Raw genomic sequence first — 14,620 nt, 5'->3', positions numbered from 1 at the left:
GGCGGATTACGGGTTGGCGGGCGCACGCTCCAGCAATGCGTTTTCCCGGCGCGTCCCGGCGCGGTCCACGGTCTGCAGTTCGAGCTTGCCGTCCGGCCTCGCGCGCAGCGTCAGCTGGCCGTCGCCCAGGCGCGCGCAGGTGCCCTGATCGTTCATGTCCAGCGCGTACAGCGCTGCTCCCTCGCGCGTGTCGAGGTAGCGTCCCTGCACCCTGCACTCGCGCGGCGCGCCGTAGCGCAACTGTACCGTGGCGTTGCCCGGCGCCTGCGGCGTCGCGGCGACGCTCAGCTGCACGGTATATGCCCCATTACCGTAATCGGGACGAATCAACCCGCGCCATGCGCCCTGCAGCGGGCTGGGCTGGCCCGGATCGGTATGCAGCACGACCGGCAGGTCCGTGCCGCCGACATTGAGCCGCAGGTCGTCGCCGCTGCGTTGCACGCGCAGCGGCTTGCCCATCAGCTTGTCGCAGTAGGCACCGCCATTGATCGACTCCAGCGCGAAGCTGCCGTCCGCTTGCGGCTTGACCAGCAGCGCGCAGTTCAGCGGCGAGCCGAACATCAACCGGGCCTTGCCGTCCCGCTGGACCAGGCGCACCGAGGCCAGGCGCTGCGCGTCAGTCGCCAGGGTGCCGCTCCATTCGCCGGGCGGCAGCGCCTCGGCACTGGCCGCTGCGACCGGCGCGGCAGGCGCAGACGCCTGCGGCGCGGCAACGACGGCGGACGGCAGGGACAGGCACAGCCCCAGCCAGAGCGGGAAACGCGCAACACCACGCGAACGGATACGCATGCGACTCTCCTGTTGGATATGAAGGAAAAACGAAGGGCGCGGTCAGGACAGACCGAACCGGATCAGCGCCAGGACGGCCGCCACGAGAAACAGTACGGCAAGCAGCCACAGCGCCCGGCGTCGACGCCGGCGCAGCCGCTGCGCGCGGGCCAGCGAGCGCAGGTCGATGTGCAGTTCTCGGCACCACAGGTCGGTGTCGTGCCGGGACAGGATGAAGCCGTGTCTACGCATGTGCGCTCTCCTGGGCGGGATCGTGCGGGGCGGGCGCGTCGGACAGGTGCCACAGCTTCAGCCGTTGACCGTCGAACAGCACCTCGCCGACCGGGGTGTGGGTGCCGCGGAACAGGACCTGCAAGCGGTGGCCGGGCCGGCGCGGCCGGCGCGGCTGCACCTGCAGCAGCAGGCGCGGCGCCTCGTCCGGCACGTCCACCACGTCCAGTTCGACGTCGAAGGCCAGGGCCAACTCGCCGATCTGCGGCAACTGCCAGGCACGCAGTTCCCACAACGGGATCTGCAGCGACGGCGGCTCGGCCGCATCCGTTTCCACCTGCAGCGTCTCGCCTGCGCCGAAGCAGGCGCGCAATGCCTGTGCGTGACGCGCGCGGCAGCGCCGCTGCGCATCCAGTAAGGCCGCCGACAGCCCCTGCAGGAACAGGTCGAACTCGCAGCGCAGCCTGGCCATCAGTCGTCCTTCAACCAGCCGGGCTTGCGCGGAAAGCCCACGTGGTAGCACAGCCACTGCATCACCACCTGGTGCTCGCCGATCTGCAGCACGGCGAAATTCTTCTCGGTGCCGATGATCGCGCCCTTCGGCGAATCGCTCAGGCAGCGGTTGAGCAAAGCCCGCGCCGCCTCGATCTGCTCGGGCGACTGCATCTGCGTCGGGTTGTCGCTACCGACCACGACCCGCTTGACGAACTTGACTTCAGTAAGGTCGAACATCGTTGACGAGTCCCCCGACGAGATGGTTCAACGGACCGCTATGGGATTACGGGTTGACCGCGATCGGCTTGCCGATCTTGCGCGGCGCCACCGAGGTCTGCAGGATGTCCAGCACCCGCGCCAGGCCTTCCGGCGGACCCTTGTCCGCGGCATGCACCGAGACGTGGTACTTGGCCGAGTTGTCCGAGCTGCGCGTGTTCTCCTTGCTGGTGGAGACCGAGCCCTGGATGTGCACCTTGGCCTTGAACAGGCCGAAGCCGTATTCCACGTCCGCCGACAGCGACGCCGAGGCATCGGTCTTTTCCTTGGAGGAAAAGGACGACTTCACTTCCATGTCGAAGGTGATGTCCACGGTCTGGATGCTCAGGCTGGGCACGTTGACGATGGCCAGCAGCGGCACTTCCAGTTCGACGTCCTCCTCGGCGATGCCACCAGCCTTGTCCGGGTCGTCGACCGGCCGCTTGAAGCGGAAGCTGGCGGTACGGGTGGCACCGGTCGCCTGCGGATTCTTCGGGTCGGGGGTGTCCGGCGGCAGGAAGCCGATGACGCGGATGAAATCGGCGGTGGCGCGGGCCAGTTTGACCTGCGCGTCGCAGGCCGCATCCAGCGGGCCGCCGATCAGGTCGCCCATCGGCAGACCCTTGAATTGACTTGACATGTTGACGAGTTCGTCAGCCATTGCAGTGACTCCTTAGTTGGTGGGATTGGTTACATCGTCCGTGCCCGCGACGTCCGGCTTGTCGGCCATGACCGTCTTGAACACGCCCTGCGTCTGCGCCAGATGGTTCAGCAATCTGGCCGCTCCGTCAGTCGGTTCGGTCCCCTCCACGCGCAACACGACGTGGACGGCACTCTGGCGCTGGCTCCGCGCGCTGGCGCTGGTATCCACGCGCACGCTGGAACGGGTGGCGGTGCGCTTGGCCTGCCAGGCACCGCGCGGGCCGGGCGACTCCGGCGCGAAGAAGCCGTCGGCGGATTGCAGGCCGCCGAGGTCGCCGAGCTGCGCATCGAAGCTGATCTCCACGTCCTTGATCCGCAGCACGTTGGTCGAGACCAGCGGCAGCAGCGGCGCGCGGTAGTAGTCCTCGTCGCCTTCGGCGGCCTGCGGGTGCTGCGACGGCAGGCGGATGATCACGCTCTTGGGCCGGTGGAACTCGTCGAAGTAGTCGCCGAGGTTGGCCATCTGGTGCTGCTCGATGCGGTCCTGCGCCTCGATCACGGCGCCGGCCAGCGCTTCGATCAGGTCGTTCAATGCGGTCGGTCCAGCCATGGTCGCTCCTGGGGAAAGAAGGCTGCCGTCGGCGACGGCGGCGGATCGGCGTCGTGCGCCGTGTGCGCGCTCAGCTCAGGTCGGGGAAGGAATCGGTGCGCGCCAGCCAGCCCTTGAGAAACTTGGCCAGCGGCGGCCTGGCCGCGACCAGCCGTTGGTAGTAGTCGCGCCGGCCCTGCTTGTAGCGTGCGTACAGATCGCGCTGGTCGGCCGCCAGCAGCGCCGCCAGGGTGGCCGGGCCCAACTTGCCGTCCTCCGGCAGCTTCAGCGTCGGAGTCTGCGCATTGAGCACGCGCTGCAGCAGCTTGATGGCGTTGTTGCCGGCATTGACCTGGAAGTCGAACAGGATGTTGGCCAGCGGCTGCAGCGCGATCTCGTCACCGTGCACCGCATTCCAGTAGCAGGTCTTGTAGATCACCCCGGCCTGCGCGTCGGTGAGTGCGCGCAGGTTGTCTAGGGTCGGTTCCAGTTGCAGCAGGCTCTTGGCGTACACGCGGAAGGTCGCCAGGGTGATGCCCTTGTTGGTGGCGCCGCCCGGGTCCACCGGATCGTTGACGAAGCCGCCCTCGTGCTTGAGCAGGGTCGGAAAGAATGCGTTGAAGTCGGCCATGGGATCCTCCGCTGATGCCCGGTGTGGGCGTGGAGGAAGTCTGCGCAGCGGGCCGCGCCAACGGGATCGGCAAAAGCCCGATCCGGCGACGCCTGCGCACTGAGGCGCCGCGGCCCTCATGCGCGTCGGCGTATGCGTCAGCTGCGCGCCGGACCCAGGCTTCTGGAATAATGCGACGCTATGAGCAAAATCGCGCAACTCCTGGACAACAACCGCTCCTGGTCCGAACGCATCAACCGCGAGGATCCGGAGTTCTTCAGCCGTCTGTCCAAGCAGCAGACCCCGGAGTACCTGTGGATCGGCTGTTCCGACTCGCGGGTGCCGGCGAACCAGATCATCGACATGGCGCCGGGCGAGGTGTTCGTCCACCGCAACATCGCCAACGTGGTCGTGCATACCGACCTCAACTGCCTGTCGGTGATCCAGTTCGCGGTCGAGGTGCTGAAGGTGCGGCACATCCTGGTGGTCGGCCACTACGGTTGCGGCGGCGTGCATGCCGGCCTGACCCGCGCGCGGCTGGGCCTGGTCGACAACTGGATCCGCCACGTCACCGACGTGGCCGAGAAGCACGAGCACTGCCTGCAGCAGGCCGGCGCGCTCAACGTGCAGCACGCGCGGCTGTGCGAACTCAACGTGCTCGAGCAGGTGGTCAACGTCAGCCGCACCTCGATCGTGCTCGACGCCTGGGCGCGCGGCCAGGAACTGACCGTGCACGGCTGGGTCTACAGCCTGCGCGACGGCCGCGTGCACGACCTGGGCATGGAACTCGGTCGCATCGACGACCTGGTGCCGCGCTACGATGCCGCCCTGGCGCGCATCAGCCAGGACCGCGAGGACCGCTGAGCGGCGCGCGCCGTTCCGTCATCGCCCGCGAGGATCCCCATGCTCCCTGCCCCGTTGAACCTGCACGCCTGGATCGACGCCCACCGGCACCTGCTGAAGCCGCCGGTCGGCAACAAGTGCATGCATGCCGGCGACTTCATCGTGATGGTGGTCGGCGGGCCGAACGCGCGCAGCGACTACCACTACGACGAAGGCCCGGAGTGGTTCTACCAGCTCGAAGGCGAGATGGTGCTGAAGATCCAGGAGGACGGCGCGGTGCGCGAGATCCCGATCCGCGCCGGCGAGACCTTCCTGCTGCCGCCGAAGGTGCCGCACTCGCCGCAACGCGGACCGGAGTCGGTGGGCCTGGTGATCGAGCGGCGACGCCTGCCGCACGAACAGGATGGCCTGCTCTGGTACTGCGAGCGCTGCAACCACCTGCTGTACGAAGCCTACTTCCCGCTGCAGAACATCGAGACCGACTTCCCGCCGGTGTTCGCGCGCTTCTACGCGTCCGAATCGCTGCGCACCTGCGCCGCCTGCGGCCACGTGCATCCGCTGCCGGCCGCTGCCGCCGCGCCGTGACCGCCCTGCGCCCGCGCCGTTCCCCATCGCGATGCTGCGCGGCCTGATCGCGCTCAAGCCGCGCGACGTGCCGGTGCGCGTGGCCCTGCGCAACACCGCGGCGGTGGTCGCGCCGTTGGCGCTGGGCGTGGCCGCCGGCCATGCCGAACTGGGGCTGGCGGTGTCCACCGGCGCGCTCAACACCATGTTCTCCGACCAGCCCGGCCCGTACCGGGCGCGGATGCAGCGCATGCTGATGGCCGCGCTGGCGGCGGGCGTCGCCGCGTTGCTGGGCATGCTGATCGGCGCGCACACGGTCGCGCTGGCGCTGTGCGCGCTGCTGCTCGGCCTGGGCGGCGGCCTGCTGGTGGCGCTGGGTCCGGTGGCGGCGCGGGTCGGGCTGACCAGCATGATCCTGCTGGTGGTCAGCGCCGACGTCGGCCTGCCGCCTGCGCAGAGCGTGGGCGTGGCCGCGCTGATCTTCGCCGGCGGCGTGCTGCAGATGCTGATGGCGCTGGCGGCCTGGCCGCTGCAGCGCTACCGCCCGGAGCGCTTCGCCCTGGCCGACCTGATGCGGCAACTGGCCGGCCTCGCCCGCCAGCGGCCGAGCGCGACCGCGGCGCCGCCGGCCACCGAAGCGGTGCTCGAGGCGATGGTGATGCTGCACGGCGAACACCGTTCGCGCGGGCGTGCGGTGCAGGCGTTCCGGGTCATCGCCGAGCTGTGCGAACGCGCGCGGCTGGAGCTGCTGACCCTGGCCGATCTGCACGGGCGCCTGGACGCAGCGTCGCCCGCGCGGCTGCCGATCGAACGCGTGCTCGAACGCAGCGCGGTGGTGCTGGACCAGCTGGCGCATGCGCTGGACAGCGCCGAAGACCCCGACGCCGCCAACGACTCGATGACCGGCTTCGACGATCTGGTCGAGGCCCTGGCGCAGGTGCAGGCGCAGGCCGAGGACACCCGCGAACGACGCCTGCTGCGCATCGCCGTGGCCCGCGCGCAAGGCCTGGGCGGCCAGTTGCGCGCGCTGGTGCGCAATGGCCGCTGGGCCAGCAGCCGCGGCGAGATCCAGGCCGAACTGGCCGAAGCGCGGCTGCCGCCAGCGCTGCGCCCGCTGGCGCCGCTGCAGACCCTGCGGGCGAACCTGAACCTGTCGTCGGTGGCGTTCCGCCACGCGCTACGCTGTGGGGTATGCCTGGCCCTGGCGGTGCTGTTCGCCCGCTGGCAGGCGATCCCGCACGGCTACTGGATCCCGATGACCACCGCGATCGTGCTCAAGCCGGATTTCGGCGGCACCCTCAGCTTCGGCGCGCTGCGCGTGGCCGGCACCTTCGCCGGGCTGCTGCTGGCCACGGTGCTGGCGCATTTCGTGATGGACGGGGCGGTGGTGCGGCTGCTGTTGCTGACGGTGTTCTGCCTGGGCTTCCGCCTGCTCACCCAGGTCAACTACGGTCTCGGCGTGGCCTGCCTGACCGGCATGCTGGTGCTGTTGCTGTCGTTCGAAGGCATGGCGCCGGGCGAGGCGATCGGCGAGCGCATCCAGGCCACCGTGCTCGGCAGCGCGCTGGCGCTGGCGGCCTACGCGCTGTGGCCGACCTGGGAACGCAAGCACATCCGCTCCATCCTGGCGCAGTTGCTGCTCGCCTACCGCGACCATCTCGACGCGGTGCTGGAGGGGCGCCTGCAGGCGCTGCCGGACACCCGCGCGGCCTCGCGCACCGCCCGCACCAATGCCCAGGCCTCGATCGAACGCCTGCGCGGCGAGCCACGGCGCAAACGCAACCTGCGCGAACTGACCCTGGCCGAATCCGTGCTGGCCAACGGCAACCGGCTGATCCGCGCCTCGTTGGCGCTGGAGGCGGTGCTGCGCGATGCGCCGCCGTTGCCGCCGCTGCCGGAACTGCCGCAGTTCCGGCAGCAGGCGCACGCCGCACTGACCGAACTGGCCGAGAGCCTGCGCACCGGCACGGCGCCGCCGCAGGCCAGCCTGCGCACGGACGAGCGGCGCCTGGCCGAGGCGCTGGCTGCGCAGCAGGACGGCAGCGACGGCGGCGCCCTGGCCGCGCTGGCCGACACCAGCGACCGCGTCGCCGACAGCATCGGCACCCTCACCCACCTGGTTCGCGGTGCGCTGCTGCCGGCCGCGGCGGCATCGAAGGATCCGCCGCCGGTGGGCGCGCAGCGCAGCGGGTGAAGGCGCGTCGTACCGACGCCGCCAGCAACGCCCGCAGCACACAACGCGCCACGCCGCCGGACAGTCACCTCACCTCGTCCCACACCCTCTAGACTCTCGCCCTGCTTCCAGGAACCCACGCCGATGAACGAGATCCTGTCCCGCCAGCATGCCATCGCCCTCGACGCCGCCGATCCGCTGCGCGCCCTGCGCCAGGAGTTCCTGTTCCCGCAGCACCAGGGCGCCGACCAGGCCTATTTCGTCGGCAACTCGCTGGGCCTGCAGCCGCGCGGCGCGCGCGCCGCGGTGCAGGAGGTGCTGGACAAGTGGTCGTCGCTGGCGGTGGAAGGCCATTTCAACGGTGACACCCAGTGGATGACCTACCACGAACTGCTGGCTGCGCCACTGGCACGGCTGGTCGGCGCGCATGCGCACGAAGTGGTGGCGATGAACACGCTGACAGTGAACCTGCACCTGCTCATGGTCAGCTTCTACCGGCCCACCCGCGAGCGCCCGGCGATCCTGATCGAGGCCGGCGCGTTCCCCTCCGACCAGCACGCGGTCGCCTCGCAGATCCGCTTCCACGGCTTCGACCCGGCCACCGACCTGATCGAAGTGCAGCCCGACGGCGCCGACGGCACCGTGTCGCTGGCGGCGATCGAGCGCGCCATCGCCGAGCACGGCCCGCGCCTGGCGCTGGTGCTGTGGCCGGGCGTGCAGTACCGCACCGGCCAGACGTTCGACCTGGCCGCCGTGGCGCAGCTGGCGCGTGCGGCCGGCGCCGCGGTCGGTTTCGACCTGGCCCATGCCATCGGCAACGTGCCGCTGCACCTGCACGATGCCGCCCCGGACTTCGCGGTGTGGTGCCACTACAAATACCTCAACGCCGGCCCCGGCGCGGTCGCCGGCGCCTTCGTGCACGAGCGCCACGGCCACGGCGACACCCCGCGCTTCGCCGGCTGGTGGGGCCACGACAAGCGCACCCGCTTCCGCATGGCGCCCGAGTTCGTCGCCGCGCCCGGCGCCGACGGCTGGCAGCTGAGCAATCCGCCGATCCTGAGCATGGCGCCGCTGCGCGCCTCGCTGGACCTGTTCGAGCGCGCCGGACTGGATGCGCTGCGGCAGAAGTCGCAGCAGCTCACCGGCTACCTGGAGACGCTGATCCGCGCCCGCCTGGCCGACACCCTGCAGATCATCACCCCGTCCGACCCGGCACAGCGCGGCTGCCAGCTGTCGCTGCGCGTGGCCGGCGGCCGCGAGCGCGGCCGTGCCCTGTTCGAATACCTGCAATCGGTCGGCGTGCTCGGCGACTGGCGCGAACCGGACGTGATCCGGATCAGCCCGGTGCCGTTGTACAACCGCTACCGCGACGTCTACCGCTTCGTCGAGGAAGTGGAAACCTGGGCCGGCGTCTGAGCCGCCTTTTTCGCGCGGCGGCCTGCCGCGCCTTCCGGACACCGCATTGAACGCATCCCCCCGCAGCATCACCCTGATCGGCGCCGGCCTGGCCGGCTCCCTGCTCGCCATCCTGCTCTCGCGCCAGGGCTGGCAGGTCACCGTCTACGAACGCCGCGGCGATCCGCGCGTGCACGATTACGAGCGCGGCCGCTCGATCAACCTGGCCCTGGCCGAACGCGGCCTGCACGTGCTGCGCCAGGCCGGCGCCGATGCCGCGGTGATGGCCAAGGCGGTGATGATGCGCGGGCGCATGGTGCATTTCGCCAATGGCCAGCAGCAATTGCAGCGCTACGGCCGCGACGACAGCGAGGTGATCTGGTCGGTGCACCGCAACGATCTCAACATCACCCTGCTGCAACTGGCCGAACAGGCCGGGGCGCGCATCCACTTCTACCGGCGCCTGCACACGGTGGATTTCGACGCCGGCTACGCACGCTTCATCGACGACCGCGACGACCAGCCGCACGATATCCGCTTCGACAGCATGATCGGCGCCGATGGCGCCGGCTCGGCGCTGCGCGCGGCGATGCAGCGCAAGGCGCCGATGGCCGAGCACATCGAGTTCCTCGATCATTCCTACAAGGAACTGGAGATCCCGCCCAGCGCCAGCGGCGGCTTCCGCATCGAACCCAACGCGCTGCACATCTGGCCGCGCGGGCATTACATGTGCATCGCCCTGCCCAACGATGAAGGCACCTTCACCGTCACCCTGTTCCTGCCCAACAAGGGCGACCCCAGCTTCGCCACCGTGCGCAGCGGCGAAGAGGCGCTGGCGCTGTTCGCGCGCGATTTCGCCGACGCACTGCCGCTGATGCCGCAACTGGCCGAGCACTGGGAACAGCATCCGCCGGGCCTGCTCGGCACGCTGCGCCTGGAGCGCTGGCACCTGGACGGCCGCGCGGTGCTGCTGGGCGACGCCGCGCACGCGATGGTGCCGTTCCACGGGCAAGGCATGAACTGCGCGTTCGAGGATTGCGCGGCGCTGGCCGCGCACCTGCAGCGCGAGCCGGACCTGGCGCGCGCCTACGCCGCCTTCGAGGCCGAGCGCAAGCCCAACGCCGGCGCCATCCAGCAGATGGCGCTGGAGAACTACGTGGAAATGCGCGACCGCGTCGGCGACGCCGGTTTCCTGCTGCAGCGCGAACTCGGCCAGGCCCTGCAGGCGCGGCATCCCACCCGCTTCGTGCCGCACTACACGATGGTCACCTTCCTGCGCACGCCGTACGCGCAGGCGCTGGAACGCAGCGAGGTGCAGCGCGACATCCTGGTCCAGGCCACGCAGGGCCACAGCGATCTGTCGCGGATCGACTGGAACCGGCTGGAGCGCATCGTGCACGCGCGGCTGGCACCGCTGGAGGGGGCGCATTGAACCGGCGTACCCTATCCGGACACCCTGTCTTCCCTAGGAGCGCCGCGGCGGACAGTCCCGGTAACGCCCGTCGCGGCTGAAGCCGCTCCTACACAAGCACCGCCACGCTCCGCGCCTCGCCTGCCTTGCCCGAACCATTCGACTCTTCATGCCAGACAGCTTCCTCTTCTACGACCTGGAAACCTTCGGTGCCGATCCACGGCGCACGCGCATCGCGCAGTTCGCCGCGGTACGCACCGATGCCGAACTCAACGTGATCGAGGAGCCGATCAGTTTCTTCGTCAAGCCGGCCGACGACCTGCTGCCCTCGCCGGTCGCCACCCTGATCACCGGCATCACCCCGCAGCAGGCTTTGCGCGAGGGCGTCAGCGAAGCCGAGGCGTTCGCGCGCATCGCCGAGCAGATGGCGCGGCCGCAGACCTGCACGCTAGGCTACAACTCGCTACGCTTCGACGACGAGTTCGTGCGCCACGGCCTGTTCCGCAATTTCCACGATCCCTACGAACGCGAGTGGCGCAACGGCAACTCGCGCTGGGACCTGCTGGACATGCTGCGGCTGATGCACGCGCTGCGCCCGGAGGGCATCGTCTGGCCGCAGCGCGAGGACGGCGCCACCTCGTTCAAGCTGGAGCAACTGGCGCTGGCCAACGGCGTGCGCGATGGCGATGCGCACGAGGCGCTGTCCGACGTGTACGCCACCATCGGCATGGCCCGGCACTTCCGCCGCAGCCAGCCGCGGCTGTGGGAGTACGCGCTGAAGCTGCGCGACAAGCGCTTCTGCGGCGGCCTGCTCGATGCGGTGGCGATGCAGCCGGTGCTGCACGTGTCGATGCGCTATCCGGCCGCGCGCCTGTGCGCGGCGCCGGTATTGCCGCTAGCGCGGCATCCGCGCATCGACAGCCGCGTGCTGGTGTTCGACTTGGAAGGCGACATCGAGCCGCTGCTGCGCTATTCGCCGGAACAGATCGCCGATCGCCTGTACACGCCGCAGGCCGACCTGCCCGAAGGCGAACAGCGCATCCCGCTCAAGGAAGTGCATCTGAACAAGGCGCCGGCACTGGTCGCCTGGGCGCACCTGCGCGAGGCGGATTTCGCCCGGCTGCGACTGGACCCGGCGCACCTCCTGGCCAAGGCCGCGCGCCTGCGCGAGGCCGGCCCGGCGCTGGCGGAGAAGGTGCGGCGCGTGTTCGCCAACGAGCGCGCCGCGGTGCCGGCCGATGTCGATGCCTCGCTGTACGACGGCTTCCTCGCCGATGGCGACAAGCGCGCAATGGCACAGGTCCGCGCCACCCCGCCGGCGCAGCTGGCCGCACTGGAAGGCCAGTTCCGCGATCCGCGCCTGCCCGAACTGCTGTTCCGCTACCGCGCGCGCAACTGGCCGGAAAGCCTGTCCATCGCCGAGCAGGCGCGCTGGGACGACTACCGGCGGCAGCGCCTGCAGCAGGACAGCGGCCTGTCCGAACTGAGCTTCGACGGCTTCTACGCGGAGCTGGCCGGTTTACGCCTGGCTCACCCGCAGGATGCTACCAAGCAAGCCCTGCTCGACCAGTTGGCCGCCTGGGGCCACGACCTGCAACGCAGCCTATGACCAGCTATTTCAGCGACGCCAGCTTCAAGTTCCTGCGTGCCCTGGCGCGGCACAACGACAAGGCCTGGTTCAACGACAACCGGCACAAGTACGAAGAACACGTGCGCCAGCCGTTCCTGCGCCTGATCACCGACCTGCAGCCGGACCTGGCCCAGGTCAGCGAGCACTTCCGCGCCGATCCGCGCGGTGTCGGCGGTTCGCTGTTCCGCATCCATCGCGACGCGCGCTTCTCCCACGACAAGTCGCCGTACAAGACCTGGCAGGGCGCGCGCCTGTTCCATGAGCGGCGCAAGCAGGTGCCGGCGCCCTCGTTCTACATCCACCTGCAGCCGGGCGAGAGCTTCGTCGGCGCGGGACTGTGGCATCCGGAGCCGGATACGCAGCGCAAGGTGCGCCAGTTCATCTTCGACAATCCCGGCAGTTGGAAGGCCGCCGCGCATGCGCCAGCGCTGCGCCGCCGCTTCGATTTCGAGGAAAGCGAGATGCTGGTGCGGCCACCGCGCGGTTTCCCGGCCGACTTCGAATGCATCGACGACCTCAAGCACAAGAACTGGGTGTTCTGGCGCCAGCTCGACGACGCGACCATGACAGGCCCGCGGCTGCGTACGCAAATCGCCGCCGACCTGCAGACGCTGGGTCCATTCGTGGACTATCTGTGCGCGGCGCTGGATCTGGAATTCTAGGGAGGCAACGCTCGCTGCAGGAGCGGCTTCAGCCGCGACAGGCATTACTGGTCACGCGTCGCGGCGGAAGCCGCTCCTGCATAACGCCCACACGCGCAACGAGGCACACGATGAAGAAATGGCTGGCCTTGCTGTTCCTCGCCCTGCTCGCCCTCGGCGGCTATGTCGCCGCCGGGCCGTACCTGGCCATCCGCGGTATCGACCATGCGCTGCGCGAGCGCGATGCCGCGGCGTTGGAGCGCTACGTCGACTTCCCCACCCTGCGGGTCAACCTCAAGGCGCAGGTGGACGATGCGTTGGTGCGTCGCGCCGGGCCGGACCTGCAGTCCAGCCTGTTCGGCGGCGCACTGCTGTCGCTGGCCGGTGGCCTCGGCGGGATGAGCGTGGACGCGATGGTCACCCCGGCCGGCATCGGTGCGCTGATGCAGGGCGATGCATTGTGGAAACGCGCCAGCGGCGACACCGTCGGCGGCGACACCTACGCCGCGCCACGCCCGCCGCAGCCGCTGCGCCAGGCCGAGCACCGCTTCGAATCGACCACGCGCTTCGTTGCCACCGTGCACACCGCCGACGGCACCGCGGTACCCTTCGTGTTCACGCGCGACGGCCTGCAGTGGAAACTCAGCAATATCCTGCTGCCGTTGTAGGCGATGCGGCGGTTGGCGGCAAATGGGCGCGGCCGGAAACTTGAGGCCACGTCGAGCCGCCACGCATGCGCGTTGCTCTTGTAGGAGCGACTTCAGTCGCGACGGGCGAAGCGCCAATGTTTCATCGGGCAGCCTGCAGTCGGGACTGAAGTCCCTCCCACACTAGGCACTCTAGCGATCTCGATCCGCTCACTTAACGCGACGCGACGCAGCGTTGGACCATCAGCCGCAGCATCACTTCTCATGAATCAGCGGCGACGCAGGGCATCGGTAACGCCCGTCGCGGCTGAAGCCGCTCCTACAAGCGCGACGAGGTGGTCCGCTGAGCCACCGACAAGCGCGTTTGCAAGAGGCTCGCGAGGTCCCCGCCCACACCACACGACTCGGCGCGCGCGGAAGCTCTACAGCTGCAGGCAGATCAACTCGGACAGTTCCGGATCGCCGGCACTGCGCCACAAGTTGCGGGTGGCGAATGTGCATCCCGCGTCAGGGCACATCAATACGATCTCGAACTCCGGCGGCGCCTGCACCCACCGGTGCCGGCCGCCATCGTCGGTGCGAAAGGAGGCAACGCTGGTCTGCACATGGCGCGGCGACGCGTCGGTTGTCGCCGTCGTTGCGGCCACCGACAGCATGCTGCCATCCCGGGTGACCGCGATGTTCCAGAAGTCCATGCCGAGGTCGATCTCCGTCACCGACGTGTATGGCGGGTCCATGAAGCCGGCGGTCGCGGTCGGTGCTGCCCAGAACACCCGATTGCCCTCGACGATCCGGCCGGGTCCGAGCGAAAGCCAGAGACGGCCCTGTCCATCCATCGCCGATTGGCAGGTCGGCGGCGTCTGCGCGATGCGCTTGGGCGGCTGCGGCAGGCCCGGCTCCGCCAGCCAGAGGCTGCCCTCGGCCGCCACCGCCAGGAGCTTCCCGTCGGGCGTCGCGTGCAGCTGCAATTCGTCCGCCAGCGCCCTGCGCCGCACGCTGCCATCCGCCAGCGCGATGGCGCTGAGCTGTGCGGAGCGCGCATTGGCCGCATGCACGTGGCCGCCCAGCGGCAGCAGGCGATCGATGTAACGCGGAATGCGCGAGGTCCATTTTTCCACGACGCGCAGCGTGCCGGCATCGAGCCGGAACAGCTTGGTATCGGTGGCCACCAGCACGCTGCCCTCGGCGTCTCTGGCGAACGCACGCGCCTGGTTGCCGAGGGCGACCGACGCCAGTTCGGCCCCCGTCGCCATGGCCAGCGCGCGAACCCGCAGCGCACCGAAGCTGACGCCCCATCCATCCGCGACCAGCACATGCCCGGCCTGGTCATCCACCCAGGGTCGATGGGCAGCCACGCCGGGAACCGTGGTCCGCCACAGAATCGTGGCAGCCTGGGGATGGGCGCTCGTGTGCGCAGGCAGGGATGCAGCTGAACCTTGTCGCGGACGCATCGATGCGAGAACTCTTCCATCAAAGACGGCAGGAGTTTCGCAAATCGCAACTGAGCGAGACGTGTTTGCCCGCGATGGCGGGCAGCGTCCAGACAGGTGCCGCGGACCGGGCTCTGCAGGCGCCAGGCAAGGATGTCCTCGCGCGCGCCACATCGCAGATGCTCACCTTGCGCACCCGCAACCACCATTCACGCTGCAGCGACTGCGCACCGCCGTGCGCATCGTGCCAGTGGGCGCCCCGACCCGTACCGGCACGCGCCAGCCCGCGCTTCGGG

16 protein-coding genes are annotated in these 14,620 nt (G+C 69.6%); 8 read left to right on the top strand and 8 right to left on the bottom strand.

The annotated features are described in order from the left end of the window. Window positions 1–6 precede the first annotated feature (6 nt). The 7 genes from GGR66_RS07025 to GGR66_RS06995 all read right to left on the bottom strand — a co-directional run bounded on the left by GGR66_RS07025 (window position 7) and on the right by GGR66_RS06995 (window position 3,611). Window positions 7–789, bottom strand: coding sequence for a hypothetical protein (locus GGR66_RS07025; protein WP_184447765.1), 783 nt, complete (start codon window positions 787–789; stop codon window positions 7–9). 42 nt (window positions 790–831) lie between these two features. Further along, complete coding sequence (locus GGR66_RS07020) at window positions 832–1,020, bottom strand: hypothetical protein (RefSeq protein ID WP_160967882.1); 189 nt, start codon at window positions 1,018–1,020, stop codon at window positions 832–834. Beyond that, a complete protein-coding gene (locus tag GGR66_RS07015; RefSeq protein ID WP_184447764.1) occupies window positions 1,013–1,471 on the bottom strand; it encodes a hypothetical protein in 459 nt (152 codons plus the stop codon). The genes GGR66_RS07020 and GGR66_RS07015 overlap by 8 nt, the downstream gene beginning before the upstream one ends. Continuing rightward, window positions 1,471–1,731, bottom strand: coding sequence for a hypothetical protein (locus GGR66_RS07010; RefSeq protein WP_048492013.1), 261 nt, complete (start codon window positions 1,729–1,731; stop codon window positions 1,471–1,473). The genes GGR66_RS07015 and GGR66_RS07010 overlap by 1 nt, the downstream gene beginning before the upstream one ends. 46 nt (window positions 1,732–1,777) lie before the next feature. Further along, window positions 1,778–2,410, bottom strand: a complete 633-nt coding sequence (locus GGR66_RS07005; protein WP_184447763.1) for a DUF2589 domain-containing protein — start codon at window positions 2,408–2,410, stop codon at window positions 1,778–1,780. 12 nt (window positions 2,411–2,422) lie between these two features. Further along, window positions 2,423–3,001, bottom strand: coding sequence for a DUF2589 domain-containing protein (locus GGR66_RS07000; protein WP_173003349.1), 579 nt, complete (start codon window positions 2,999–3,001; stop codon window positions 2,423–2,425). Between the two features lie 70 nt (window positions 3,002–3,071). Next, the gene (locus GGR66_RS06995) at window positions 3,072–3,611 is read right to left on the bottom strand and encodes a glycosyl hydrolase 108 family protein (RefSeq protein WP_184447762.1); all 540 of its coding nucleotides are present in this window, start codon (window positions 3,609–3,611) and stop codon (window positions 3,072–3,074) included. A gap of 180 nt (window positions 3,612–3,791) precedes the next feature. Here GGR66_RS06995 and can point away from each other — a divergent pair, with 180 nt between their 5' ends. The 8 genes from can to GGR66_RS06955 all read left to right on the top strand — a co-directional run bounded on the left by can (window position 3,792) and on the right by GGR66_RS06955 (window position 12,915). Beyond that, window positions 3,792–4,454 carry a carbonate dehydratase gene (gene can, locus GGR66_RS06990; RefSeq protein WP_160967890.1) on the top strand — a complete coding sequence of 221 codons (663 nt, stop codon included), beginning with the start codon at window positions 3,792–3,794 and terminating at the stop codon, window positions 4,452–4,454. Between the two features lie 39 nt (window positions 4,455–4,493). Beyond that, a complete protein-coding gene (locus tag GGR66_RS06985; RefSeq protein WP_184447761.1) occupies window positions 4,494–5,018 on the top strand; it encodes a 3-hydroxyanthranilate 3,4-dioxygenase in 525 nt (174 codons plus the stop codon). 31 nt (window positions 5,019–5,049) lie between these two features. Beyond that, on the top strand, window positions 5,050–7,191 hold the full coding sequence (locus tag GGR66_RS06980; protein ID WP_184447760.1) for an FUSC family protein: 2,142 nt from the start codon (window positions 5,050–5,052) through the stop codon (window positions 7,189–7,191). A gap of 123 nt (window positions 7,192–7,314) precedes the next feature. Next, a complete protein-coding gene (kynU, locus tag GGR66_RS06975; protein WP_184447759.1) occupies window positions 7,315–8,586 on the top strand; it encodes a kynureninase in 1,272 nt (423 codons plus the stop codon). Window positions 8,587–8,632: 46 nt separating this feature from the next. Beyond that, a complete protein-coding gene (locus GGR66_RS06970) occupies window positions 8,633–9,997 on the top strand; it encodes an NAD(P)/FAD-dependent oxidoreductase (RefSeq protein WP_184447758.1) in 1,365 nt (454 codons plus the stop codon). 148 nt (window positions 9,998–10,145) lie between these two features. Then, window positions 10,146–11,585: an exodeoxyribonuclease I gene (sbcB, locus tag GGR66_RS06965; protein ID WP_184447757.1), complete on the top strand. Its 1,440-nt coding sequence runs from the start codon at window positions 10,146–10,148 to the stop codon at window positions 11,583–11,585. Continuing rightward, complete coding sequence (locus GGR66_RS06960) at window positions 11,582–12,268, top strand: DUF2461 domain-containing protein (protein ID WP_017914978.1); 687 nt, start codon at window positions 11,582–11,584, stop codon at window positions 12,266–12,268. The genes sbcB and GGR66_RS06960 overlap by 4 nt, the downstream gene beginning before the upstream one ends. Before the next feature lie 110 nt (window positions 12,269–12,378). Then, window positions 12,379–12,915 (top strand): DUF2939 domain-containing protein, encoded by a 537-nt coding sequence (locus GGR66_RS06955; RefSeq protein WP_184447756.1) that lies wholly within the window; start codon window positions 12,379–12,381, stop codon window positions 12,913–12,915. 401 nt (window positions 12,916–13,316) lie between these two features. Here the strand turns inward: GGR66_RS06955 and GGR66_RS06950 are convergent, their stop codons facing one another. Next, window positions 13,317–14,228 (bottom strand): hypothetical protein, encoded by a 912-nt coding sequence (locus tag GGR66_RS06950; RefSeq protein ID WP_184447755.1) that lies wholly within the window; start codon window positions 14,226–14,228, stop codon window positions 13,317–13,319. Between the last annotated feature and the right edge of the window lie 392 nt (window positions 14,229–14,620).

Origin of the sequence: Xanthomonas sp. 3498, assembly GCF_014199795.1 — a bacterium.
GTDB lineage: Bacteria > Pseudomonadota > Gammaproteobacteria > Xanthomonadales > Xanthomonadaceae > Xanthomonas_A > Xanthomonas_A rydalmerensis.
The sequence above is the reverse complement of the archived record's forward strand: the minus strand, read 5'-3'. Positions and strand labels throughout refer to the sequence as shown.